This window comes from Mesorhizobium sp. CNPSo 4689 (assembly GCF_057784325.1).
Window position 1 is genome coordinate 387240 of sequence record NZ_JBWLUZ010000004.1, and the last position, 23572, is coordinate 410811.

Consider the following 23572-nt stretch of genomic DNA (forward strand, 5'->3'; position numbering starts at 1 on the left):
ACGGCGCGACCACGAACGGTCCTGCTAGGTCTGAACAGGAGTTTTTTCTTGCCCAAGCAGTGTTTTGGAACATCCCATGTGCCGCTCTCGCCCGCCGTGCGGGCCGGTGACTTTGTCTATGTCTCAGGCCAGGTGCCGGTCGGCAGCGATGGCGTGGTGGTCACGGGCGGCATCACCGAACAGACCGAGCAGGTGCTTTCGAACATCAGGTCGGCACTGGCGCTGGCCGGCTGCACCATGGACGACGTCGTCAAGACCACGGTCTGGCTCGAGGATGCGCGCGATTTCAGCGCCTTCAACACCGTCTATGCCCGGCATTTTCCGAAGGATCCGCCGGCCCGCACCACGGTCGAATCGCGGCTGATGATCGACATCAAGATCGAGGTCGAAGCCGTCGCCTACCGGCCGCTCTGACCGGACAGTGCAACGCAACGGAGGCTGGCCGATGCAATTCGATCTCCTGGTAAAAGGCGGCCGCCTCATCGATCCGGCCTCAGGCCTCGACGCGTCGCGCGATCTCGCCATCGCCGACGGCAGGATCGCGGCGATCGATGCAGCCATCGATGCCGAACATGCCACTCGAATCATCGATGCCAGGGATTGTATCGTCACCCCCGGCCTCATCGACCTGCATAGCCATGTCTATTGGGGCGGCACCTCGCTCGGCGTCGACGCCGACCGCCTCGCCGCCAAGAGCGGCACCACCACCTTCGTCGACGCCGGCAGCGCCGGCGCCGGCAATTTTTTGGGCTTTCGCCGCCACGTCATCGAGCGCTCGAAAGTCCGCATCCTCGCCTACGTCAACATCTCCTTCGCCGGCATATTCGGCTTTTCGCAGACGGTTTCCGTCGGCGAATGCAGCGATCTGGGGCTCTGCGAGCCGCGCGAGGTCGTGGCGGCAGTGCGCGAGCACGCAGACGTGGTCGTCGGCGTCAAGGTCCGCTCCGGCCGCCATGCCGGCGGCACCAGCGGCATCGCGCCAGTCGATCTCGCGCTCGAGGCCGCCGACAAATCAGGCATGCCGCTGATGGCGCATATCGACGAGCCCCCACCTGGCCGCTCCGAAGTGCTGCCCCGGCTGCGCAAGGGCGACATCCTCACCCACTGCTTCCGGCCGTTCCCCAACGCGCCGGTCTTTGCCTCGGGCGCGGTGCGCCCCGACATGCGGCTGGCGCGCGAGCGCGGCGTCATCTTCGACATCGGCCACGGCATGGGCTCCTTCGACTTTGAGGTGGCGAGAGCCATGCTCAGGGAGGGGCTGGCGCCCGATGTGATCAGCAGCGACGTGCATCTCTACTGTGTCGACGGTCCCGCCTTCGACATCCTGGTCTGCATGTCGAAATTGCTGGCGCTCGGCATGCCGCTGGTCGAGGTGCTGCGCGCCGCCACACAGCGGCCGGCCGAAGCGATCGCGAGGCCCGATCTCGGCACGCTCAAAGTCGGCGGCATAGGCGACGTCGCTGTGCTCAGGCAGGTACCAGGCCGCTTCACCTTCGTCGACGCCGTCGGCGCCTCGCTGGTCGCCGAGCAGCGGCTGGTCTCGGATGGCATCGTCATCGGCGGCAAATGGTGGCCGAACGAGGCGGCCGGCGATGTCAGTGAGACCGAGCGTTTCGAGGCGCATAGCCACCACACCCATGTCGAGGTTACGGCCAGGCATTTCGGCCACAGCCACGAGTAGCGCTCGGAGTCAGGTGCCGAAGTTACTCGGCGCCCCATAAACCGGCGTTGCAATCCCTTCCATCCGCGCCTTGATCTGCAGCGCCACATATTTCGAATAGAACCGCGACAGCGCCAGATTGCCGCCATGGAACCACAGCGCGTCCTGCGCCGTCGGCTTCCACATGTTGCGCAATTCGCCCTGCCACGGTCCTGGATCGCCTTTCACGCCGGAACCCAGCCCCCAGCATGGACCGACCTTATCGGCAACCTCGCGCGAGACGATCGCGGCAACTGTCTCGTTCATCGACTGGTAGCCGGTGCACGAGATGATTGCGTCGGCGGCAAGCTCGCTGCCGTCTTCGAAGAGAATGCCGCTCGGCGTCAGCGACTTGATCCCGACACCGCTGCGCACGCCGATCTCGCCATTGATGATCAGCTCGCAGGCGCCGACATCGATGTAGAAGCCCGAGCCGGTGCGATAGGCCTTCATCAACAGCCCGGTCTCGTCCTCGCCGAAATCGATAGCGAAGCCCGTGGCCCGCAAGCGGTCGTAGAACGCAGCATCACGCGTCCTGATGACATCGTAGAGCGCCCGCTGCCCCTTGGGCACCAGCGCGAACGGCGTCGAGGCGACGATCATATCGGCCTTGTCGGTAGAGATGCCGCGCGCCAGCGCCTTCTCGGAAAAGATCTCGAAGCCGACCTCCATCAGCGTATCGGATTTGACCACAGTCGTCGGCGAGCGCTGGACCATGGTCACCTCGGCGCCGCTCTCCCAGAGGTCGACGCTGACATCATGCCCCGAACTTGCCGCACCTATGACCGCAACACGTCTGCCACGGAATTTCTCGCCGCTGGAATATTGGCTGGAATGCAGCAGTTCGCCTCGGAAGGTCTCGGCGCCCGGCAGCGCGATCTGCCGGGGCGGACCGTAGGCGCCGGTGGCGAAGACGATATGCTTCGGCTTCAGCGTGATGTGCTGGCCGACCCGATCGACCACGACCGTCCAGACCTTCTCGGCTTCGTCATAGCTGGCGCTGACGCATTTGGTGGCGACCCAGTAATTGAGCTCCATGACCCGCGTATACATCTCCAGCCAGTCGCCCATCTTGTCCTTGGGCGTGAACACCGGCCAGTTCTCCGGGAAAGGAATGTAGGGGAGATGGTCGTACCAGACCGGGTCGTGCAGCACGAGCGAGCGGTAGCGGTTGCGCCAGGAATCGCCGGGGCGCGCGTTCCTCTCGATGATGAGGGAGGGCACGCCGAGTTGCCTCAGCCGCGCGCCCAGCATGATGCCGCCCTGGCCGCCGCCGATGACCAGGCAATAGGGCTGCTCGCGCACGCCGAGGTCGCGCGCCTCGCGCGCCCTCGCCTCCGCCCAGGTCTCGCGACCGGGATCGGCCTTGTGGCGGATGCCGAGCGGCCGCGCCGGACCCTTCTGCTCCTCGAAGCCCTTCAACTCGCTCATCGCGGTGAACAGCGTCCGGCAGCGGCCGTCCTGCAGCCGCACAATGCCCTCGCCTCGCGCCACGTCCGTTTCGAAGCTGAACCAGGCCTCGACAATGCCCTCGTCCGCGCTCGTCTCACCGGACAGGTGCCAGTGAGACGGCTTCGCGGTCGCCAGCGTCGCCTCCAGCATCTCGCGGATCGCCGCCCGGCCTTCCATGGTCTTGATGTTCCAGGTGAAGGTCAAAAGATCGCGCCAGTAGCAATCCTCGACGAAGAGGTTGGTCACGGCGTCGACATCGCCCGCTTCGAGTGCCCGGCCGAAGGAGCCGAGCCAGGTGGCTGCCTGCTGCGATGGTGCGATGTCGAGCATCTGTCTTCCTTCGTCAGTTCCCGATGCGCCGACAGGATGCTCGGTCGCCGCGTCGTCGCAAGGTAGGATAATTGGAGCCGACCTGTCACGCTGCAGCTCTGATCACATTCATGGCCGACCGACAGGACGACAATCCCATGCGGGCCGCGAAGCGGCGCGTGGCGCTTTTCGACACCAGCCCTGAAATCAGGGCACCAAAACGTTTATAGGATTCCTATTTCTTTCCGCCCTGCCCCGTCTCGAACCTTTATGGCGATCGGGTCCATATTCCATCACGAGCAAAACGCCCCGGACGCCGTGACCGTTCAAGGTACGGCGGGCGTTTTCATGGAATTTATGACCTGCCAGGCGCGATCGCCAAGCACAAAACGAAAGCAAGGAACATCACAATGGACGTTGTTGTCATCGGCATAGGGGTTTTGTTCTTCGCCCTTTCCTTCGCCTACATCAAAGCCTGCGACAATCTCTGAGCAGAAGGATCGAAAAATGCTTCTCGACTACATCCTCGGTGGCGGTGTGACCTTGTTCCTCCTCGTCTACCTGACATACGCCCTCGTTCGCCCAGAACGCTTCTGACAGCAACTGGCGCCAGGCACGGAAAGCCACTCTCATGACCCTCATCGGATGGATACAGATCCTTCTCTACTGCGTGATCGTCGTTTTGCTGGTGAAGCCGCTCGGCGGCTACATGTACCGCGTCTTCAACGGCGATCGCACATTTCTCTCGCCCATACTCGGCCCGGTTGAACGCGGCCTCTATCGCATCTCGGGAACCAGCGAGCGCGAAGAGCAGCACTGGACCACTTACGCGGCCGGCATCATGTTCTTCAGCCTGGTCAGTTTCCTGGTGCTGTATGTCATGCAGCGCCTGCAAGGGATCCTGCCCTATAATCCGGCCGGCATGACCGCCGTCGAACCCAACCTTGCCTTCAACACCGCCGTCAGCTTCCCGACCAACACCAACTGGCAGAATTACGGCGGCGAAAGCACGATGTCCTATCTCGTGCAGATGGCCGGGCTGACCGTGCAGAACTTCATGTCGGCCGCCGTCGGCATCGCCATTGCGGTGGCGCTGATCCGCGGCTTTGCCCGCGCCTCGGTCAAATCGATCGGCAATTTCTGGGTCGATATGACCCGCTGCACCCTCTACATCCTTTTGCCGCTCTCTATCGTGCTGACCCTCGTCTATGTCTGGCTCGGCATACCGCAGACGCTCGGCCCCTATGTTGACGCCACAACGCTCGAGGGCGCGAAGCAGACGATCGCGCTCGGCCCGGTCGCCTCGCAGATCGCCATCAAGATGCTCGGCACCAATGGCGGCGGCTTTTTCAACGCCAACGCCGCGCATCCGTTCGAAAACCCCGACGCGATCTCCAACCTGATCCAGATGGTGACGATCTTTGCCCTAGGTGCGGCACTCACCAACGTTTTTGGGCGTATGGTCGGCAACCAGCGTCAGGGCTGGGCGATCCTGGCCGCCATGGGCACTCTCTTCATCGCCGGTGTCGCCGTCTGCTACTGGGCCGAGGCATCAGGCAATCCGCTCGTCCATGCGCTGGGCATCGACGGCGGCAACATGGAAGGCAAGGAGACCCGCTTCGGCATCGCGCTATCGGCGCTGTTTGCGGTCATCACCACGGCCGCATCCTGCGGCGCGGTGAACGCCATGCATGACAGCTTCACTGCCATCGGCGGCCTGATCCCGATCCTCAACATGCAGCTTGGCGAGGTCATCGTCGGCGGCGTCGGCGCCGGCTTCTACGGCATCTTGATGTTCATCGTCATCACCGTATTCGTTGCCGGACTGATGGTCGGGCGCACGCCCGAATATCTCGGCAAGAAGATCGAGGCCAAGGAGGTCAAGATGGCAATGCTGGCCATCCTATGCCTGCCGCTGGCGATGCTGATCTTCACGGCCATCGCGGTGGTGCTGCCCACCGGTGTCGCTTCCATGGCCAATGGCGGCCCGCATGGCTTCTCCGAGGTGCTCTATGCCTACACTTCGGCCGCGGCCAACAATGGCTCGGCCTTTGGCGGCCTCAGCGGCAATACACCCTGGTACAACATCACGCTCGGCATCGGCATGCTGATGGGCCGCTTCCTGGTCATTGTCCCGGCCCTCGCCATCGCCGGCTCGCTGGTGGCGAAGAAGTCGGTCCCGGCCTCCGCCGGCACCTTCCCGACCGACGGTCCGCTGTTCGTCGGCCTGCTGGTCGGCGTCATCCTGATCGTCGCCGGCCTCACCTTCTTCCCGGCGCTGGCGATCGGACCGATCGTCGAGCATTTGGCGATGATCCACGGGCAGACTTTCTGATACGGCCCACCTTGGATAAAAATCATGTCCTGGTTCAACATCGGGCGTCGCAAGGCCCGGTCCCGAGCCGACAATGAGGGGGAGGCAACCCCCCCTCCCTTCCCGACCTTGTCCACCTTCATCGGCATCGCGGCGGTCATGATCGTCATCTGGCTGCTGGCCTACGGGCCACCGCATCTTTTTTCGGCATCCGATCGATCGGCGCCGTCCAACACCATCGATACTGGAGCCACCAAATGAGCCAGTCCAAATCCGCTGTAATCATGGATGCCCGCATCCTGTGGCCCGCAATAGGCGGCGCCTTCAAAAAACTGGACCCGCGTACCCTGATCAAGAACCCGGTGATGTTCGTCGTCGCCATCGTGTCGCTGCTCACCTCGGTCCTCTTCCTCAGGGACCTGGCGACCGGTGGCGGCGACTTCGGCTTCACCCTGCAGATCATCATCTGGCTGTGGTTCACCGTGCTGTTCGCCAACTTCGCCGAAGCCGTCGCCGAGGGGCGCGGCAAGGCGCAGGCCAACTCGCTGCGCAAGGCGCGCACCGAGACCCAGGCCAAGCTCTTGAACGGCGAGGGCCGCGCCAAGTTCAAGCTGGTGCCCGGCACCAGCCTGAAGGTCGGCGACATCGTGCTCGTTGAAGCCGGCGACATCATCCCGTCCGACGGCGAGGTGATCGAGGGCGTCGCCTCCGTCAACGAGGCTGCGATCACCGGTGAATCCGCGCCGGTCATCCGCGAATCCGGCGGCGACCGTTCGGCGGTGACCGGCGGCACGCAGGTGCTGTCCGACTGGATCCGCGTGCGCATCACCGCCGCTTCAGGCCACACCTTCCTGGACCGCATGATCTCGCTGGTCGAGGGTGCCGCGCGCCAGAAGACACCCAACGAGATCGCGCTCAACATCCTGCTCGTCGGCATGACGCTGATTTTCGTGCTGGCCACCGCAACGATCCCGAGCTTCGCCTCCTATTCGGGCGGATATATCTCGGTGACCGTTCTCGTCGCGCTGTTCGTAACCCTGATCCCGACCACCATCGGCGCGCTGCTGTCGGCCATCGGCATCGCCGGCATGGACCGCCTGGTGCGCTTCAACGTGCTGGCCATGTCGGGCCGCGCTGTCGAGGCGGCGGGCGACGTCGACACGCTGCTGCTCGACAAGACCGGCACCATCACGCTCGGCAACCGCCAGGCCACCGAGTTCCGCCCGGTCAAGGGTGTCACCGAGCAGGAGCTGGCCGATGCGGCACAGCTCGCCTCGCTTGCCGACGAAACGCCGGAAGGCCGTTCGATCGTCGTGCTGGCCAAGGAGAAATACGCCATCCGCGCACGCGACATGGCGACCCTGCACGCCACCTTCGTGCCCTTCACCGCGCAGACTCGCATGAGCGGCGTCGATATCGACGGCTCGTCGATCCGCAAGGGCGCGGTCGATTCGGTACTCGCCCATGTCAATCAGTCGACGCTCGCCAGCAGCGGCACGCGGCCCGGCAGCGACGCCGTCCGCGACCTGCAGGCGATCGCCGATGAGGTCGCGAAGTCGGGCGGCACGCCATTGGCGGTCGAGCGCGACGGGCGCCTGCTCGGCATCGTCCACCTTAAGGACATCGTCAAGGGCGGTATCCGCGAGCGCTTTGCCGAACTGCGCAAGATGGGCATTCGCACGGTGATGATCACCGGCGACAACCCGATGACGGCGGCGGCGATCGCGGCGGAAGCCGGCGTCGACGACTTCCTCGCCCAGGCGACACCCGAGGACAAGCTGAAGCTGATCCGCGACGAACAGGCCAAGGGCAAGCTGGTCGCCATGTGCGGCGACGGCACCAACGATGCGCCCGCCCTTGCCCAGGCCGATGTCGGCGTCGCCATGAACACCGGCACGGTCGCCGCGCGCGAAGCCGGCAACATGGTCGACCTCGACAGCGACCCGACCAAGCTGATCGAGATCGTCGAGATCGGCAAGGCGCTGCTGATGACGCGCGGTTCGCTGACGACCTTCTCGATCGCCAACGACGTCGCCAAATACTTCGCCATCATCCCGGCGATGTTCGCCGTCTTCTACATCGCGCCGGGCCAGACCACCGGGCCGCTGCAAGCGCTCAACATCATGCATCTGGCGACGCCGCAAAGCGCCATCCTGTCGGCCATCATCTTCAACGCGCTGATCATCATCGCGCTGATCCCGCTGTCGCTGAGGGGCGTCAAATACCGCGCCATCGGTGCCGGCGCGCTGCTCAGCCGCAACCTGCTCGTCTACGGCCTCGGCGGCATCATCGTTCCGTTCGTCGGCATCAAGGCGATCGACATGATCATCACCGCCATCGGCCTCGCCTAAGGAACCACGTCCATGCTCACCCAAATCAGACCTGCGATCATCATGATCGTCTTCTTCACCGTGCTGACCGGCCTCATCTATCCGATCGGCATGACCGGCGTCGCCCAGGCGCTGTTTCCGCGCCAGGCCAATGGCAGCATGATCGAGAAGGACGGCAAGGTCGTCGGTTCCGAACTGATCGGCCAGGCCTTCGCCAGCGACCATTATTTCCACGGCCGCCCGTCGGCTGCCGGCGACGGCTACAACGCGACCTCCTCCAGCGGTTCGAATCTCGGCCCCACCAACCAGAAGCTGATCGACCGCATCAAGGGCGACGCCGAGAAGCTGAAGGCGGAGAACCCGAACCAGCCGGTTCCGATAGATCTGGTGACGACCTCCAGCAGCGGCCTCGACCCGCATATCAGCCCGGAAGCGGCCTATTTCCAAATTGCCAGGGTGGCCAAGGCCAGGGGCGTCGATGAAGCCAAGATCAAGGCGCTTGTCGACAGCCATGTCGAGGCCCGCGAGCTTGGCTTCATGGGCGAGCCCGTGGTCAACGTGCTGGCCCTCAACCTTGCGCTGGACGAGACCACGAAGCAGTGAATGGCATCGGCCGGGGTCGACAGCGTCCCCGGCGCCGTCCATATCTAGAGCAATTCCAGGAAAAAGTGCGCAGCGGTTTTCCGTCCGGAATTGCGTGAAAACAAAGAGATAGAGCGGTTCTGCGTTTCCGTGAAACGTTGGCCCGCTAGGATCAAATGCCAGAGGACAGAAGCAACGACAACAGACCCTCTCCGGACGCCCTGCTGGAGCATGCGGAGCGGGAGGAGCGCGGCCGCCTGAGGATATTCCTCGGCGCCGCACCCGGTGTCGGCAAGACCTACGAGATGCTGATGGCGGGCCGCGCCAGGCTGGCCGACGGCACGGACGTGGTGATTGGCGTCGTCGAGACGCACGGCCGCAAGGAAACCCTGGCGCTGGTGGCAGGCTACGAGGTCATCCCGCGCCAAAAGGTCGACTACAAGGGGCGCGTGCTGGACGAGATGGACATCGATGCCATCCTCGCCCGCCGCCCCAAGCTGGTTCTCGTCGACGAACTCGCCCACACCAACGCGCCGGGCAGTCGCCATCCCAAGCGCTATCTCGATGTCCAGGAAATCCTGGCGAACGGCATCGACGTCTACACGACGCTCAACATCCAGCATGTCGAGAGTCTGAACGATGTCGTGGCGCAGATCACCCATGTCAGGGTGCGCGAGACGGTTCCCGACTCCATCATCGACCAGGCCGACGACATAGAGATCATCGATCTCACCCCCGACGACCTGATCCAGCGGCTGAGGGAAGGCAAGGTCTATTTTCCCAACACCGCCCAGCGCGCCATCGAGAACTATTTCTCGCCGGGCAATCTGACGGCACTTCGGGAACTGGCGCTGCGGCGCACGGCCCAGCGCGTCGACGAGCAGTTGCTCAACCACATGCAGGCGAACGCCATTCCAGGGCCGTGGGCGGCAGGCGAAAGGGTCCTCGTCTGCGTCGACGCACGTCCGGGCGGGGCGGCTCGCGTCCGCTATGCGCGCAGATTGGCCGATCGGCTCCGCGCGCCCTGGACGGCGCTTCACGTCGATACACCTCGTTCGGCTGTCGTGTCCGAGGAGGACAAGGATCGGCTGGCGACATTGCTGCGCCTTGCCGAGCAACTCGGCGCCGAGGTGACGACGATTCCTGGTCAGTACGTCGCGCAGGACATCGTCCGCCACGCGACTGCGAACAATTTCACCCATATCGTCATCGGTAGGCCGACCCGATCGCGCTGGCGCGAACTGATCGAAGGTTCCCTCACCTACGATCTCATCCGCAATGCCGGCGACATCAGCGTCCATGTCATTTCGGGGACCGAGCGGGGCATCGAGGCCAACGCCAGGAGCGTCAAGGCGGCGGACGAGCAGTGGCAGTTCGATATCTGGCCCTATCTCAAGGCCACGGCCTTCGTCACCGGCTCGCTCGCCTTTGCCGTGCTTCTCGACCAGTTTCTCGACGTCCGCAATCTCGCGATCATCTTCCTCATCGGGGTGTTGACGTCGGCGGTGACCGGCGGGCTCTGGCCGGCGCTGTACGCCTGTTTCGTCAGCGCCCTTGCCTTCAACTTCTTTTTCCTGGAGCCGCGCTACACGCTGACGATCCGGGACCCGGAAAGCATTGTCGCGCTTGCCGTCTTCCTCGTTGTCGCCGTCATCGCCAGCAACCTGACGGCGCGCGTTCAGCGCCAGGCGATCGCCGCCCGCTCCCGCGCACGGGCCACGGAAGATATTTATCTCTTTTCAAAGAAGCTCGCCGGCGCCGGCACGCTGGACGACGTGCTGTGGGCCACCGCCTTCCAGATCGCCTCGATGCTGAAGCTGCGGGTCGTGCTGCTCCTGCCCGAGAACGGCACGATCACCGTCAAGGCCGGCTATCCGCCCGACGACACGCTGGCCGAGGCGGACATCGCGGCCGCCCGCTGGGCCTGGGAGCACGACCGCGCCGCGGGACGCGGCGCCGACACGCTGCCCGGCGCAAAACGCCTCTACCTTCCCCTGCGCACGGGACGCACGGCCGTCGGCGTCGTCGGCCTCGACAATGACAAGCAGGGGCCGCTGCTGACACCGGAGCAGCAGCGTCTGCTCGACGCGCTCGCCGACCAGGCAGCCGTCGCCATCGAGCGCATCCAACTTGTCGCCGACGTCGACCGCGCCAAGCTCGCGGCCGAGGCCGACCGTTTGCGCTCGGCGCTGCTGACCTCGATCTCGCATGACCTAAAGACGCCGCTCGCCGCCATCATGGGCGCCGCCGGCACGCTCCGCGAATTCGCGCCGGCGCTGCCCGAGAAGGACCGGGCCGAGCTGTTGTCGACCGTGCTCGATGAATCCGAGCGGCTGAACCGCTTCATTGCCAATTTGCTCGACATGACCAAGATCGAATCCGGCGCCATGGAGCCGAACTACGCCTTCCACTTTGTCGGCGACATCGTCGGTTCGGCTTTGAGCCGGGCGCACAAGATCATCGGGGAGCACAAGACCGAGATAGACATCCCCTCCGATCTGCCGATGCTGCGGCTCGACCCCGTCCTGTTCGAGCAGGCGCTGTTCAATCTCCTCGACAACGCCGCGAAATATGCGCCGCCCGGATCGACGATCCGGCTGCAGGCCTGGGTCGACAATGGTTTTGTCATCCTGCAGATCATGGACGAGGGTCTGGGCATTCCACCCGCCGATCTGGAGCGGATTTTCGACAGCTTCTACCGGGTGCGCAAGCGCGACCAGGTGCGCGCCGGCACCGGCCTTGGCCTGTCGATCTGCCGTGGTTTCATCGAAGCGATGGGAGGCACCATCTCGGCGGCAAACCGGACAGACCGCCCGGGCGCGATCTTCACCATCCGCATGCCGGTGCCGACGGAGCTGCCTGAGGTGACCGAGCCCAAATCGGACGACCAGACTGTTGGTGATTTGGCATGACGCATCAGAACGTCACCATATTGGTCGTCGATGACGAACCGCCGATCCGCAAACTGCTTCGCGTCGGCCTCGGCAGCCAGGGCTATGCGGTCTCGGAGGCGCCAAACGCAAAGGCGGCGATTGAGCTCATGGAAACGGAGCGCCCTGACCTGATCCTGCTCGATCTCGGCCTGCCCGGCATGACCGGCCACGAGCTGCTCGGCAAGTGGCGCGACGACGGCCTCGATATTCCCGTGGTCATCCTGTCCAGCCGTACCGACGAGACCGGCATCGTCCAGGCGCTCGAGCTCGGCGCCGATGATTATGTCACCAAGCCGTTCGGCATGAACGAGCTCGTCGCGCGCATCCGCGTGGCGCTGCGCCACAAGTTCCAGCAGCAGGGCGAGAAGCCGGTGTTCCACACCGGCGACCTCATGGTCGACCTGGTCAAGCGCATCGTCAAGGTCGAAGGCAAGGAGGTAAAACTCTCGCCGAAGGAATACGACATATTGCGCATCCTGGTGCAGCACGCCGGCAAGGTGCTGACCCACCATTTCCTGCTGAAGCAGGTCTGGGGCGATTCCACCGATGTGCAATATCTCAGGGTCTACGTCCGCCAGCTCAGGCAGAAGATCGAGAGGACGCCCGACCAGCCGCGCTACATCACCACCGAGACCGGCGTCGGATATCGCCTGCGCGAGGTCGACTGAGCGCGCTCAAACACGCCTTCTGAGCGTTCGCGCGGGCGGCGCTCAGTCGGCCGAGAGTTCGGCAGTTCTGGCCAGCGCGCCGCCGAAGCCGTTGAGCGAGATGGCGAAGCTGATCGGTTGTCCCGAATCCACCGCGACCGCATTGATCTTCAAGGTGGTGCCGTCTGCAGCAGTGGCATGATGTCGGCGTTGAACGCCACCGGCACCAGGCCCCATCGCCCATGGCACCGCCGGTCAAATGCCCTATATAAATGGCAGGTTCTTCACGCGGGAGCGGATCGATGCCGCAGCTTCGTCTATCGACGGTCTTCATGTCGGCCATGCTGGCAACAGTCATGCTGCCGGTTGCAGCCCCGTATGCCTTGGCGCAAGCCGTTACTCCAACAAATCGTAATATTCTGATCCAGCAGAACGACTTGCAGGCCTTGCAAAACAGGATGCAGCGGCGGCAATTCCAGCAACAGCAGCAGCAATATCGCGCCGAGGATCGTCAAATCGTGCCGCAGCCTCGACCGCAGGTGCCGGTGGTCAAGCCGCCTTGCACGGTGCTGGGCAACGCAGTTCTAACGGGCTGCCGCTGACAAGCCGGCATTTTCGATTTATTTAGCCGACTTATCTGCCGGAAATGTCACATTGCATCGAGGGCGGGTTTGGGGTTTGCACGACGGCAGCTCTCTCGCGCAACGGAGATGCTGTCTCGACTGGGTTTTGGGCAAATGGCGCCGACCAAGAAGAAAGCGGTACGCAGGGCAAAAAAGGGTGACCGGATCCGCCAGGTCGCGGCCATTCCCTTTCGGCTGGGCGCGGATGGCGATATCGAGGTCATGCTGGTCACGTCGCGCACGACCAGGCGGTTCATCGTGCCCAAGGGCTGGCCGATGAAGGGCAAGAGCGGGCGCAAGGCAGCCATGATCGAGGCGCGGGAGGAAGCCGGCGTTCTCGGCAAGACATTGAAAGACCCGGCCGGCAGCTATTCCTACTGGAAAAGGCTGGCTAGCGGCTTCATCCGTGTCGACGTCATTGTCTACCTGCTGGAAGTGACCGAGGAACTGGCGAACTGGCAGGAGGCCGAAAGCCGACAGCGGGCATGGCTGGCGCCGGAAGACGCGGCGCTGCTCATCGACGAGCCGGATCTTTCCACGCTGCTCAGGGATTTGAAGCTCCCCCAGGCTGAGCCCGCCGGCGGGCTCTGACGCGTCGCCTCAGTGGCTTTCCTCGTCGCGCCCGGGAAATGGCCGCACAGGCGTGCCTGTATAGGCCCACAGCCATTCCCGTGGCAGTGGCCCCTTGTTGCGGTCGCTCTGCTGCGATTGCTCCCACGCATGCGCCAATATGCCCACCGAGCGCGACAGCACGAACAGGCCGCGCGTCAGCGCCGGCGGAAAGCCGAGCTCGCCATAGATCACGGCGGTAGCGCCATCGATGTTGAGCGGGATAGTTTTGCCCTTGCGCTGCGCAAGCTCGACCTCAATCGCTTCGGCGATGTCGGCGAAGCGCCCGCCGATGACGCTGCGCGCGGCAAAATCGCGGGTCACTTCGATCAGGCGCGGGGCGCGTGGATCGATGGGATGGAAGCGATGGCCGAAACCCGGCACATAGCCCTTTTCCTCGGCGAGGAACCGATCGAGCCGCGCCGTCACGGCATCGGCAAGCGCCGTGCCTTGATCCATAGCCGCGGCAACATCGCCATAGAAGGAAAGCGCCTGTTCGCCGGCGCCGCCATGCACGTCGCCGAGCACATTGATGGCCGAGGCCATGGCGCTGTTGATGCCGACGCCGCAGGTCGCTGCCATGCGGGCAATGGCGATCGATGGCGCCTGCGGACCGTGATCGACGGCCGCGCCCAGCGCGATGCCAAGCAGCGCCGCCTGCTCCTCGCCTGGCAGTTCGCCGCGCAGCATCAGCCAGATCATCGCCGGAAAACTGACGCGGCCGATCAGCTCCTGGATTTCATAGCCGCGCAGCCGGATCACGCCTGGCCGCATCTCGATGATATCGGTCTGCCACCACTCCTCGCCGCGCTCGCGGCCGGTCTTCTTCTCCGGACCGCTCATGCCCGCGCCCTTGTCTTGGCTCGCGGCGGCAGGTCGGCGAAAATCTCGTCCATGTGCTCGCCCAGCACCGGTGGCGCCCTGGTCGGCAAGGGGGCCGCGCCGTCGACCATGAAACCGCCGCGCACGACGGTCAGCGGCCTGTCCAGGCCGGGCAGGCCATCGAAGCGCGTGGTCATGTCGCGTTCGATGACTTGCTTTTCGTCGAGCACTTGCGGGATCGTCAGCACCCGCCCCGCCGGCACGCCGGCGCGGCTGAGCTTCTCTTCCCAGACGGCGGCCGAGGCGCCCGCCAGGGCTTCCTCGATCAGCCCTTTCAGCGCAACGCGGTTCCTCTTGCGCGTCTCGCGCTCGGCAAAGCGCGGATCCGACACCAGTTCCGGCCGACCGATCAACTGGCACAGCGTAACGAACTGCTCCTGCTTGTTGGCGGCGATGTTGAGCAGGCCGTCGCCGGTGCGGAACGCGCCGGAAGGAGCCGCCGTCATGTTCTCATTGCCCATCGGTTGCGGCTCGACGCCGGCCGTCAGATAGTTGGACACCGGCCAGCCCAATGCCGAGAGCGTGCATTCCAGCATCGACACGTCCAGGAAGGCGCCCTCGCCGGACACTCTCTGCTTCACCAGTGCCGCGGCGATCGCAAACGCCCCGACCAGCCCGCCCAGCGTGTCGGCGACCGGGTAGCCGACGCGCAATGGCGCCGTCTCCGGCGTGCCGGTGATGCTCATGACGCCGGAAAGGCCCTGGATGATCTGGTCATAGGCTGGATTGTCGCGCATCGGCCCGGTCTGGCCGAACCCCGATATGGCGCAATAGACTAGGCCGGGGCGGACCTCTTTCAGCCTCTCATAGCCGAGGCCAAGTCGGTCCATGACCCCCGGCCGGAAATTCTCGACCAGTGCGTCGGCGGAGGCGACCAGATCGAGGAAGCGCTCGCGATCGACTTCCTTCTTCAGATCGAGCACCACCGATCGTTTGCCGGCGTTCTGCGCCAGGAACGAGGCGCCCATGCCGGCCTGGTTAAGTTTCGGCGAGGCACCGAGCTGACGCGCCAGGTCGCCGCCTTGCGGCGCCTCGACCTTGATTACATCGGCGCCGAGCAGTGCTAGCTGGTAGGCGCAGTACGGGCCGGCCAGCACATTGGTCAGATCGAGGACGCGGATGCCGGAAAGCAGATCGGTCATGATGCTCCAGACAGGTCAGGCATCGCCGGGCACATTCTCTGGCCCGCGCCGCCGGCGATGCTCGATGAAGGCCCAGATATGCGGCCCCGCCAGGCCGATGAAGGCCAGCGTCAGCAGCGTCAGCGACAGCTTGTGCGTGTAGAACACCGACCAGTCGCCATTTGAGATGGTCATCGCCCGACGGAACTGCGTCTCGGCGAGTGGCCCGAGGATCATGCCGATGATCACAGGCGCGGTCGGGAAATCGAAGCGCCGCATCAGGAAGCCGGCAGCACCCAGCAGATAGAGGATGACGAGATCGATCGGCGATTGCGAGATGCCGTAGGTGCCGACGGTGGCAAAGACCAGGATGCCCGCATAGAGCTGCGGCGCCGGGATTTTCAACAGCCGCACCCAGAGCCCGATCAGCGGCAGGTTGAGGATGACCAGGATGACGTTGGCGATGAACAGGCTGGCGATCAGGCCCCAAACCAGATTGGCCTGCGTCGTCAAGAGCAGCGGCCCTGGATTGATGCCGTAGCTCTGGAAGGCCGACAGCATGATCGCCGCGGTCGCCGAGGTCGGCAGGCCGAGCGTCAGCATCGGCACCAGCACGCCGGCGGCCGAGGCATTGTTGGCCGCTTCCGGACCGGCAACGCCTTCGATGGCGCCGACCGTGCCGAACTCCTCCTTGTGTTTCGAAAGCTTCTTCTCGATGGCGTAGGACAGGAAGGTCGGGATTTCGGCGCCGCCGGCCGGCATGGCGCCGATCGGAAAGCCGATCGCCGCACCGCGCAGCCACGCCTTCCACGAGCGACCCCATTCGGCCGCGGTCATGTAGAGCGAGCCTTTCAGCGGCACGATCTCGTCCTTGCCGGCGTAGCGGCGCGACGCCATGTAGAGCGTCTCGCCGACCGCGAACAGGCCGACCGCAACGATGATGACGTCGACACCGTCGAGCAGTTCGCCCATGCCGAAAGTGAAGCGTGGCTGGCCGGTCTGCAGGTCGACGCCGATCATGCCAATGACGAAGCCGGCGAACAGGCTGGTGAGCCCCCGCACCGACGACGAGCCGAGCACCGCCGACACGGTGATGAAGGCCAGCACCATCAGCGAGAAATACTCGGCCGGCCCGAATGCCAGCGCGAACTTGACCACGATCGGCGCCAGGAAGGCGACGCCGAGCGTGCCGATGGTGCCGGCGACAAAGGAGCCGATCGCCGACGTCGCCAATGCCGCGCCGCCGCGGCCGGAGCGTGCCATCCTGTTGCCTTCCAGCGCCGTGACGATGGTGGCGCTTTCGCCCGGCGTGTTGAGCAGGATCGACGTCGTCGAGCCGCCATACATGGCGCCGTAATAGATACCGGCGAACAGGATGAAGGAGGCTTCCGGCGCCACCTGGTAGGTGATCGGCAAAAGCAAGGCGATGGTCAGCGCCGGCCCGAGGCCGGGCAGCACGCCGATCGCCGTTCCCAATGTCGTGCCGAGCAGGCACCACATGAGGTTGACCGGCGTGAAGGCGACCGAAAATCCATGGGCGAGTTGATTGAGGGTTTCCATCGCTTCAGCCCCTCGCCATGCCGATGATCGCGTTGATGACCGTGTTCAGCTGGTTCTCGATGAAGCCGGCACCAATGTTGACGCCGAGCGCTCTGGCGAAACCGAAATAGGCCGCGAGCGCCAGGATCAGTCCAAGCAGTGCATCGCGCAACGGATGCTTGCTGCCGAACCCGTAGCAGATGAGGACGAACATGATCACCGAGGCGGCGGTGAAGCCCAGCGGATGGATCAGCAGCAGGTTGGCGACCAGTCCGGCAGCCACGAAGCCCATCGCCTTCCAGTCGGTCGGCGTTTCCTTTTCCTCCTCCGGCTGCCAGCCGCCCCTCAGCGCGGCGACGATGAGGAGCAGGGAAAGCACCAACATGCCTGTCATGGTGAGATAGGGAAAGACGGTCGGGCCGACCTTGGAGTAAAGCGGCGATACCGGGATCGCCAACGTCTGCCAGGCCACGGCCGCGGCGCAGGCGAGAAGCCCGATGCCGATCAACAATTCGGGCATTGCAAGGTGCCGCGGCGGCGCCTGCTGGTCGCTGGTGCTCATGAATGTCCTCCCAAGATGGCCAGCCTCCCACGGCCGGCCCTGATCGCAGTCTCACCCGCGATGGATCGCATGTCCATGCGGTTGCGGAGCCTCCAGAAAGGGGCGGCGCGGGCCGCCCCCTTGGGAAGCATCAGGCGAGGCCGAGATCCTTGAGGATCGCAGTGATACGGGCAGTGTCCTCGATGAGGAACTTGGCATAGTCGTCACCGGTGAGCAGGATCTGCGTCCAGTTGCGGTTCTTGCACTCCGTTGCCCAGGCCTCGCTCTTGGCCATTGTCTCGACCAACTTGACCATCGCCGCCTTGTCAGCGTCGGAGACACCGGGCGGTGCAAAGACGCCGCGCCAGTTGAACAGTTCGACATCGATGCCGGCCTCCTTCAGCGTCGGCGCGTCGATGCCATCCTGGCGCTTGTCGGCCGAGATCGCGAGCAGCCGCAGCGCGCCCGCCTTGACCTGTTCGGCGAACTCGCCATAACCGGAAATGCCGGCCGCGACCTGGTTGCCGAGCAAAGCCGAGAGTGCCTCGCCACCGCCGGCGAACGGCACGTAGGAAAGGTTGGTCGCCGGCACGCCGGCCGTCTTGGCGATCAGGCCGAACAGGATATGGTCCGAGCCGCCGGCGGAGCCGCCGGCCACCGGCACCTTGGTCGGGTCCGCCTTCAGCGCGGTGACGAAATCGGCGGCCGTCTTGAACGGCGAGGCGGCCGGCACCACCAGCGCTTCGAATTCCCCGGTGAGGCGTGCGATCGGCGTCACCTCGGTGAGGTTGTTGGCCGACTTGTTGGCGATGATGGCACCGACCATGACCATGCCGGCCACCATCAGCGAATTGCCCTTGCCGTTCCACTGGTTGACGAACTGCGGCAGGCCGACCGTGCCGCCGGCGCCGCCGACATTGGTGATCTGCGAGCCGGAAATCAATTTTTCAGAACGCAGCACCTGGTCGATAGTGCGCGCCGTCTGGTCCCAGCCGCCACCGGGCGCAGCCGGCACGAAGATCTGGATCTGCGGTGCGTCCTGTGCGAAAGCGGGTGTGAAGTGCAGTGCGGCGAAACCGGCGGCGCCTGCCGCGGCGGTGCTCGTCAGGAATTTGCGTCTGTTCAGCATGGGATTCCTCCAAATCGCGACACCTCCTCCGGTGCCTGCCAGAAACGTGGCCTGAATTCAGACCCGCCTCCAAGTTCAAGCAGATGTTACCGCGTTCTGTCAACAGGAACAGCATTCTACTGGACAGAATGCGTGGCATCCGGCATAGTTTGCCCGGTTGGGGTCTTCGTCCGAACCGGGAACCGAAACGAAATCGTCAAACAGATGAATGACATACGGCCCAGATCCGCATCAGCGGACGGCGTTGCCGCACTCGATCGCGCCATCGCCATTCTCGACGCCTTCGCCTCGGTTGACAAGTCGCTCAGCCTTGCCGAAATCGCCGCACGCACCGGTCTCTACAAGAGCACGATCCTGAGGCTGGCGGGTTCGCTGCTGCGCGGTCAATTGCTGGAACGCCTGGATGACGGCCGCTACCGCGTCGGCCCGGCAACCTTCCGGCTTGGCGCGATCTACCAGCGTTCGGTGGCGGCGGTCGACATCCTGCTGCCGATCATGCGCGACCTGGCCGAGCAGAGCTGGGAGAGCGTCGCCTTCTACGTCCGCTCGGGCGATTTCCGCACCTGTCTCTACCGTGTCGAATCCAAGCATCCGATCCGCTACACCATCAGGGAAGGCGACGTGCTGCCGCTGCGACTGGGTTCGGGAGGCCGCGTGCTGGCGGCGTTCTCCGGCGAGCCGGGCGAGCCCTACGAAACCATCCGCGCGACCTATCATTATCTGTCGGTGGGCGACCGCGACCCCGAGACGGCGGGCGTGTCCGCACCGGTGTTCGGCCCGGGGCGCACTCTGCTTGGCGTGCTGACGCTGGCCGGCCCGAGCACACGTGTCGATGCGGCCTTTCTGCGGCGCATGACGCCATCCCTGCTGGCGGCGGCAGCCCGCGCCACGCGCGCTTTCGGGGAAGACGCATCGATGCTCGAACATGCCCTATCGAAAGCCGATCCCCACGCGTAAAGCGCCGGCGTGTCCACGGTTTCTGGTCTGTGCCTGCTCTCCTGCATTACAGACGTCAGACAGTTAAGAGCATTCAAAACCAATCGGATGCAACGAAATGGCCTGGGTGCAACGCCTGCACGCCGCGCTGGAAGAGGACCGCTTCAAGCTTCATGCGCAGAAGATCTGGCCGCTCAACGCCGCCGCGGCCGAGGCCGGTGCCCATGTCGAAATACTGCTGCGGTTGACCGACGAGGATGGCCTCATCGTTTCGCCGGCCAGCTTCATTCCGGCAGCCGAGCGTTATGGCCTGATGCCGTCGATCGACCGCTGGGTCGTGCGCAACACTTTCGGCGTTTTGGCTGCCCGCCTTGCCAACCCGCAGGCCGCTCCCATCGCCACCTGCGCGGTCAATCTATCCGGCGCAAGTTTCGGCGACGACACCTTCCTCGGCTTCCTGCGCGAACAATTCGACGTCCATGGCATTCCGCCGGGCATGATCTGCCTGGAGATCACGGAGACCAGCGCGATTGCCGACCTCACCAACGCCATGCGTTTCAAAGCCGACCTGCGCGAACTGGGCTGCCGCTTCGCCCTCGACGACTTCGGCTCCGGCATGTCGTCCTTCGCTTATCTGAAGCACCTGCCCGTCGACTATCTGAAAATCGACGGCAGCTTCGTCAAGGACATGCTGGACGATCGGATCGACCGCGCCATGGTCGAGATGATCCATCATATCGGCAAGGTGATGGGCAAGCGCACCATTGCTGAGTTCGTCGAAAGCGAAAGCATCGTCGAGGCCTTGAAGACAATCGGCGTCGACTATGCGCAAGGCTATGCGATCGCCGGACCGCAACCTTTCGACGCTTCGACGCCCCTGCTGAAACCTGGTGCAGGACCGGGCATCGACGACCCTTGGAGCGAGCTTGCGCGCAAGTTGCGCAAGCTCGGATAACGGGGCCGCTGAGCACTTTCCTGGAATTGCTCTAAGCCTGCCGTTCCAGGAGGATCGTCGCCGCATCGTGATAGGTGGTCCGCAGCAATTCCTTGTAGCCGCACTTTGCCGCGACATTCAGCGATGCGGTGTTTTCCGGATCGATGATGCAGACGGTTCTTGCACCCTTGAACATCTCGTCGCCCCAGGCGAGAACCCGTCTCACGACTTCGCTGGCCAATCCCTGGCCGTGCGCCTCAGGTGCCAGCGCCCAGCCGGCCTCCGGCACGCCCTCGATCGACGGCTCGATATCGCGCTTGAGGTCGTGGAAGCCGGCCTCGCCGATGAAGCTGCCGGTGGCCTTGTCCTCGATTGCCCAGAAGCCGTAGCCCAGAAGCGACCACAGGCCGGCATGGCGCAGGAAACGCATCCAGCTTTCCTCGCGCGTGCGCGGCTTGCCGCCGATGAAACGGGTGACGCCGGGATCGGCCCACATGGCGACATAGGTGTCGAAATCATCCAGCCGGTGCGTCCTGAGAATGGTGCGCGCCGTTTCGATGACCGGTGCGCCGGCTGCCTTTGGACTGACCATGGGATTTGCCTCGGTTGAGCTGTCCTGCGCCTAGCAAATGGCTTGCGTGGGGCAAGGGCCACGACAGCATGGATCATCTTCCAGGACGACCGGACTGTCAGCAGATGGCGTCAATAGCGCCGACGGCCAGATGTCCACCACCGGCGTATCTGGGAATTTTGATCGACGATGCTACTCTTCGGCCGGTGCCGATTCAGGCGCTCCTTGCCGCGCCGTCCGATCGAAGGGAGAAAGCATGGATACCACCGACCTCGTGCTGGCCATCATCCATCATCTGCTGGTGTTTTCGCTGGCCGGCATCATCGGCGCCGAATTTGTGCTGATCCGCAGCGACCTGCCCGCCGCGACGCTCAAGCGGCTTGCCGGTATCGATCGCCATTACGGCATCATCGCCACGCTGATCATCATCGTCGGCATCGGTCGCGTCTTCTATGGCCTGAAGGGCTGGGAATTCTATGCCTACAACTGGATGTTCTGGGCCAAGATGGCGGCCTTCGCCACCGTCGGTCTGCTGTCGATCATCCCGACCGTCCGCTTCATCTCCTGGAACAGGCAGGTAGCCCCGGCTTCCGGGTACCGGCGGCGGAACTCGCATCCGCGCGCAGCTATGTGCGCGCCGAAGCGTTCATCTTCCTGCTGATCCCGGTCTTTGCGGCGGCAATGGCACGCGGCTACGGCTACTAGATTGCGCATCCCTTCACCCATTGGGTGCGGACAGTTGCGGATATCAGCAGTTTGCCGTTTCAGTCCGATTGCAATCTGCTAGCTTGCGCTAATTATTGCTCTATCCACAGCCGGTGTTGAGAGGAACTCCGCGCAGTGGTTGCAGATCAGAATTCTGGGAGGAACCACTATGAGAAAATTTGTCGCCGCTCTCGCAGCCGCCGCTGCTGCCATCCTTTATCCGTTCGCCGCAGGCGCCCAGACCTATCCCGAACGCACCATCACTGTCGTGGTGCCGTTTGCGGCCGGTGGCCCGACCGACACGGTGACGCGCCTCGTCGCGGAAGCCATGTCGAAGGATCTCGGCCAGCAGGTCATCGTCGAGAATGTCGGCGGTGCCGGCGGCACGCTGGGCGCCGGTCGCGTCGCTAAAGCGGAGCCGGACGGCTATACGCTGCTCCTGCATCATATCGGCATGGCGACCAGTGCGACGCTATACCGGAAGCTCGCATACGACACGCTGAACGCCTTCGAATATGTTGGCCTCGTCACCGAGGTGCCGATGACCATTGTTGGCCGCAAGGACCTCGAGCCGACCGACTTGAAGGGGCTGGTCGAGTACGCCAAGGCCAACAAGGACAGCATCACCGTGGCCAATGCCGGCATAGGTGCGGCCTCGCATCTGTGTGGCATGCTGTTCATGAGCGGCATCAAGACGCCGCTGGTTACCGTGCCATACAAGGGCACTGGCCCGGCGATGACCGACCTTCTCGGCGGCCAGGTCGACATCATGTGCGACCAGACGACCAATACCACGAAGCAGATCAAGGGCGGCACGATCAAGGCCTACGCAGTGACCTCGCCGGAACGCCTCGACGTGCTGCCGGACGTCCCCACGACGACGGAAGGCGGCCTTCCCGAGGTGCAGGTCGGCATCTGGCACGGCATCTATGCCCCCAAGGGCACGCCGGCCGAGATCACCGAACGGCTGTCGAAATCGCTGCAGGTCGCACTGAAGGACCAGAACGTCGCCGCCCGTTTCGCCGAACTCGGCACCAAGCCGTCACCCGAGGCCGACGCGACGCCGGCCGCGCTGAAGGCCAAGCTGGAAGGCGAGATCGGGCGCTGGAAGCCGATCATCGAAGCCGCCGGCCAGTACGCCGACTGAGATTTCGAACGGGCCGCCACCAGCGCCCCGTTTTCGCTTCGGCCCCGTTTTCGCATGCAGCGTCTCGCGCTCCAGACGCGAGCCTGGGAGGAACGTCATGAAACCTTTCGCAATCGACAGGACCAACGGCCTATGCGCCGCGCTGTTCATCGCTTTCGGCGCATTTTTCGCGGCTCAGTCGCTCGGTCTCGAAATCGGCACCGCCTTCCGCATGGGGCCAGGCTATTTCCCGTTGGCCCTGGCGGTCGTGCTGATCCTGCTTGGCGTCGTCATCCTCGTCCAGGCGGTGCGCTTCGAGAGCGAGCCGATCGGCCACATTGCTTGGCGCGGCATGTTGTTCATCCTCCCCGCTCCGATCTTCTTCGGCCTGACGGTGCGCGGCCTCGGCTTCATCCCGTCGATCTTCCTGACGGCGCTGATCGCATCGTTTGCCAGCGCCCGCATGAAGCCGCTGACCGCGCTCATGCTGTCGGCCGGCCTGACGCTGTTTGCGTTCCTCGTCTTCAGTTACGCACTCGGCCTGCCGTTCCAGCGCTTTGGCCCGTGGCTGCCAATGTGAGGAGATGACC

General features: G+C 64.2%; 22 protein-coding genes and 1 pseudogene. 16 read left to right on the forward strand and 7 right to left on the reverse strand.

What is annotated here, in order from left to right; genetic code table 11:
* The first annotated feature begins 48 nt into the window (after positions 1-48).
* Both AC04SI_RS09475 and AC04SI_RS09480 read left to right on the forward strand, forming a co-directional pair.
* A complete protein-coding gene (locus AC04SI_RS09475) occupies positions 49-414 on the forward strand; it encodes a RidA family protein (RefSeq protein ID WP_404277993.1) in 366 nt (121 codons plus the stop codon).
* A 31-nt stretch (positions 415-445) separates the two neighbouring features.
* On the forward strand, positions 446-1681 hold the full coding sequence (locus AC04SI_RS09480) for an amidohydrolase/deacetylase family metallohydrolase (protein WP_404277995.1): 1236 nt from the start codon (positions 446-448) through the stop codon (positions 1679-1681).
* Between the two features lie 9 nt (positions 1682-1690).
* Here the strand turns inward: AC04SI_RS09480 and AC04SI_RS09485 are convergent, their stop codons facing one another.
* On the reverse strand, positions 1691-3481 hold the full coding sequence (locus AC04SI_RS09485) for an NAD(P)-binding domain-containing protein (RefSeq protein WP_488474154.1): 1791 nt from the start codon (positions 3479-3481) through the stop codon (positions 1691-1693).
* A gap of 486 nt (positions 3482-3967) precedes the next feature.
* On the opposite strand from AC04SI_RS09485, the gene AC04SI_RS09490 reads away from it, so the two are divergent.
* The 9 genes from AC04SI_RS09490 to AC04SI_RS09530 all read left to right on the forward strand — a co-directional run bounded on the left by AC04SI_RS09490 (position 3968) and on the right by AC04SI_RS09530 (position 13480).
* Positions 3968-4057, forward strand: a complete 90-nt coding sequence (locus tag AC04SI_RS09490; protein WP_064992041.1) for a K(+)-transporting ATPase subunit F — start codon at positions 3968-3970, stop codon at positions 4055-4057.
* A 34-nt stretch (positions 4058-4091) separates the two neighbouring features.
* Positions 4092-5795 (forward strand): potassium-transporting ATPase subunit KdpA, encoded by a 1704-nt coding sequence (gene kdpA, locus AC04SI_RS09495; RefSeq protein WP_404277999.1) that lies wholly within the window; start codon positions 4092-4094, stop codon positions 5793-5795.
* 24 nt (positions 5796-5819) lie between these two features.
* Entirely contained in the window at positions 5820-6035 is a 216-nt protein-coding gene (locus AC04SI_RS09500; RefSeq protein WP_404278002.1) for a hypothetical protein, read from the forward strand.
* The gene (kdpB, locus tag AC04SI_RS09505) at positions 6032-8125 is read left to right on the forward strand and encodes a potassium-transporting ATPase subunit KdpB (protein ID WP_404278004.1); all 2094 of its coding nucleotides are present in this window, start codon (positions 6032-6034) and stop codon (positions 8123-8125) included. Before AC04SI_RS09500 ends, kdpB begins: the two co-directional genes overlap by 4 nt.
* A gap of 12 nt (positions 8126-8137) precedes the next feature.
* On the forward strand, positions 8138-8707 hold the full coding sequence (gene kdpC, locus AC04SI_RS09510) for a potassium-transporting ATPase subunit KdpC (RefSeq protein ID WP_404278006.1): 570 nt from the start codon (positions 8138-8140) through the stop codon (positions 8705-8707).
* Positions 8708-8862: 155 nt separating this feature from the next.
* On the forward strand, positions 8863-11598 hold the full coding sequence (locus AC04SI_RS09515) for a DUF4118 domain-containing protein (protein ID WP_404278008.1): 2736 nt from the start codon (positions 8863-8865) through the stop codon (positions 11596-11598).
* Complete coding sequence (locus tag AC04SI_RS09520; protein ID WP_404278010.1) at positions 11595-12287, forward strand: response regulator transcription factor; 693 nt, start codon at positions 11595-11597, stop codon at positions 12285-12287. The genes AC04SI_RS09515 and AC04SI_RS09520 overlap by 4 nt, the downstream gene beginning before the upstream one ends.
* Before the next feature lie 281 nt (positions 12288-12568).
* The gene (locus AC04SI_RS09525) at positions 12569-12868 is read left to right on the forward strand and encodes a hypothetical protein (protein ID WP_404278012.1); all 300 of its coding nucleotides are present in this window, start codon (positions 12569-12571) and stop codon (positions 12866-12868) included.
* A 135-nt stretch (positions 12869-13003) separates the two neighbouring features.
* A complete protein-coding gene (locus AC04SI_RS09530; RefSeq protein WP_404278014.1) occupies positions 13004-13480 on the forward strand; it encodes an NUDIX hydrolase in 477 nt (158 codons plus the stop codon).
* Positions 13481-13489: 9 nt separating this feature from the next.
* Here the strand turns inward: AC04SI_RS09530 and AC04SI_RS09535 are convergent, their stop codons facing one another.
* The 5 genes from AC04SI_RS09535 to AC04SI_RS09555 form a co-directional block, all read right to left on the reverse strand.
* Entirely contained in the window at positions 13490-14341 is an 852-nt protein-coding gene (locus tag AC04SI_RS09535) for a citryl-CoA lyase (protein ID WP_404278016.1), read from the reverse strand.
* Positions 14338-15522 carry a CaiB/BaiF CoA transferase family protein gene (locus AC04SI_RS09540; RefSeq protein WP_488474155.1) on the reverse strand — a complete coding sequence of 395 codons (1185 nt, stop codon included), beginning with the start codon at positions 15520-15522 and terminating at the stop codon, positions 14338-14340. Before AC04SI_RS09540 ends, AC04SI_RS09535 begins: the two co-directional genes overlap by 4 nt.
* 15 nt (positions 15523-15537) lie before the next feature.
* On the reverse strand, positions 15538-17061 hold the full coding sequence (locus AC04SI_RS09545) for a tripartite tricarboxylate transporter permease (protein WP_192183370.1): 1524 nt from the start codon (positions 17059-17061) through the stop codon (positions 15538-15540).
* Between the two features lie 4 nt (positions 17062-17065).
* Entirely contained in the window at positions 17066-17602 is a 537-nt protein-coding gene (locus AC04SI_RS09550) for a tripartite tricarboxylate transporter TctB family protein (RefSeq protein WP_404278021.1), read from the reverse strand.
* Between the two features lie 130 nt (positions 17603-17732).
* Entirely contained in the window at positions 17733-18710 is a 978-nt protein-coding gene (locus AC04SI_RS09555) for a Bug family tripartite tricarboxylate transporter substrate binding protein (protein WP_404278023.1), read from the reverse strand.
* Positions 18711-18914: 204 nt separating this feature from the next.
* Here AC04SI_RS09555 and AC04SI_RS09560 point away from each other — a divergent pair, with 204 nt between their 5' ends.
* Together AC04SI_RS09560 and AC04SI_RS09565 are read left to right on the forward strand one after the other, a co-directional pair.
* Positions 18915-19667, forward strand: coding sequence for an IclR family transcriptional regulator (locus tag AC04SI_RS09560; protein ID WP_404278025.1), 753 nt, complete (start codon positions 18915-18917; stop codon positions 19665-19667).
* A 94-nt stretch (positions 19668-19761) separates the two neighbouring features.
* A pseudogene (locus AC04SI_RS09565) lies at positions 19762-20601 on the forward strand (EAL domain-containing protein); the annotation flags it as partial.
* A 31-nt stretch (positions 20602-20632) separates the two neighbouring features.
* Here AC04SI_RS09565 and AC04SI_RS09570 read toward each other — a convergent pair.
* Positions 20633-21172, reverse strand: a complete 540-nt coding sequence (locus tag AC04SI_RS09570; protein ID WP_404278027.1) for a GNAT family N-acetyltransferase — start codon at positions 21170-21172, stop codon at positions 20633-20635.
* 235 nt (positions 21173-21407) lie between these two features.
* Here AC04SI_RS09570 and AC04SI_RS09575 point away from each other — a divergent pair, with 235 nt between their 5' ends.
* From AC04SI_RS09575 to AC04SI_RS09585, 3 genes are all read left to right on the forward strand, one after another.
* Positions 21408-21812 carry a DUF2214 family protein gene (locus tag AC04SI_RS09575; protein ID WP_404278029.1) on the forward strand — a complete coding sequence of 135 codons (405 nt, stop codon included), beginning with the start codon at positions 21408-21410 and terminating at the stop codon, positions 21810-21812.
* A gap of 213 nt (positions 21813-22025) precedes the next feature.
* Positions 22026-23003: a tripartite tricarboxylate transporter substrate-binding protein gene (locus tag AC04SI_RS09580; RefSeq protein ID WP_404278031.1), complete on the forward strand. Its 978-nt coding sequence runs from the start codon at positions 22026-22028 to the stop codon at positions 23001-23003.
* A gap of 97 nt (positions 23004-23100) precedes the next feature.
* Positions 23101-23562, forward strand: coding sequence for a tripartite tricarboxylate transporter TctB family protein (locus AC04SI_RS09585; protein WP_404278033.1), 462 nt, complete (start codon positions 23101-23103; stop codon positions 23560-23562).
* The last annotated feature ends 10 nt before the right edge of the window (positions 23563-23572 follow it).

What these genes read in the sequence shown, in the direction of transcription:
- AC04SI_RS09480 (WP_404277995.1), top strand. Translation starts at nt 446, where the DNA reads ATGCAATTCGATCTCCTGGTAAAAGGCGGCCGCCTCATCGATCCGGCC.
- AC04SI_RS09485 (WP_488474154.1), bottom strand. Translation starts at nt 3,481, where the DNA reads ATGCTCGACATCGCACCATCGCAGCAGGCAGCCACCTGGCTCGGCTCC.
- AC04SI_RS09490 (WP_064992041.1), top strand. Translation starts at nt 3,968, where the DNA reads ATGCTTCTCGACTACATCCTCGGTGGCGGTGTGACCTTGTTCCTCCTC.
- kdpA (WP_404277999.1), top strand. Translation starts at nt 4,092, where the DNA reads ATGACCCTCATCGGATGGATACAGATCCTTCTCTACTGCGTGATCGTC.
- AC04SI_RS09500 (WP_404278002.1), top strand. Translation starts at nt 5,820, where the DNA reads ATGTCCTGGTTCAACATCGGGCGTCGCAAGGCCCGGTCCCGAGCCGAC.
- kdpB (WP_404278004.1), top strand. Translation starts at nt 6,032, where the DNA reads ATGAGCCAGTCCAAATCCGCTGTAATCATGGATGCCCGCATCCTGTGG.
- kdpC (WP_404278006.1), top strand. Translation starts at nt 8,138, where the DNA reads ATGCTCACCCAAATCAGACCTGCGATCATCATGATCGTCTTCTTCACC.
- AC04SI_RS09515 (WP_404278008.1), top strand. Translation starts at nt 8,863, where the DNA reads ATGCCAGAGGACAGAAGCAACGACAACAGACCCTCTCCGGACGCCCTG.
- AC04SI_RS09520 (WP_404278010.1), top strand. Translation starts at nt 11,595, where the DNA reads ATGACGCATCAGAACGTCACCATATTGGTCGTCGATGACGAACCGCCG.
- AC04SI_RS09525 (WP_404278012.1), top strand. Translation starts at nt 12,569, where the DNA reads ATGCCGCAGCTTCGTCTATCGACGGTCTTCATGTCGGCCATGCTGGCA.
- AC04SI_RS09530 (WP_404278014.1), top strand. Translation starts at nt 13,004, where the DNA reads ATGGCGCCGACCAAGAAGAAAGCGGTACGCAGGGCAAAAAAGGGTGAC.
- AC04SI_RS09535 (WP_404278016.1), bottom strand. Translation starts at nt 14,341, where the DNA reads ATGAGCGGTCCGGAGAAGAAGACCGGCCGCGAGCGCGGCGAGGAGTGG.
- AC04SI_RS09540 (WP_488474155.1), bottom strand. Translation starts at nt 15,522, where the DNA reads ATGACCGATCTGCTTTCCGGCATCCGCGTCCTCGATCTGACCAATGTG.
- AC04SI_RS09545 (WP_192183370.1), bottom strand. Translation starts at nt 17,061, where the DNA reads ATGGAAACCCTCAATCAACTCGCCCATGGATTTTCGGTCGCCTTCACG.
- AC04SI_RS09550 (WP_404278021.1), bottom strand. Translation starts at nt 17,602, where the DNA reads ATGAGCACCAGCGACCAGCAGGCGCCGCCGCGGCACCTTGCAATGCCC.
- AC04SI_RS09555 (WP_404278023.1), bottom strand. Translation starts at nt 18,710, where the DNA reads ATGCTGAACAGACGCAAATTCCTGACGAGCACCGCCGCGGCAGGCGCC.
- AC04SI_RS09560 (WP_404278025.1), top strand. Translation starts at nt 18,915, where the DNA reads ATGAATGACATACGGCCCAGATCCGCATCAGCGGACGGCGTTGCCGCA.
- AC04SI_RS09570 (WP_404278027.1), bottom strand. Translation starts at nt 21,172, where the DNA reads ATGGTCAGTCCAAAGGCAGCCGGCGCACCGGTCATCGAAACGGCGCGC.
- AC04SI_RS09575 (WP_404278029.1), top strand. Translation starts at nt 21,408, where the DNA reads ATGGATACCACCGACCTCGTGCTGGCCATCATCCATCATCTGCTGGTG.
- AC04SI_RS09580 (WP_404278031.1), top strand. Translation starts at nt 22,026, where the DNA reads ATGAGAAAATTTGTCGCCGCTCTCGCAGCCGCCGCTGCTGCCATCCTT.
- AC04SI_RS09585 (WP_404278033.1), top strand. Translation starts at nt 23,101, where the DNA reads ATGAAACCTTTCGCAATCGACAGGACCAACGGCCTATGCGCCGCGCTG.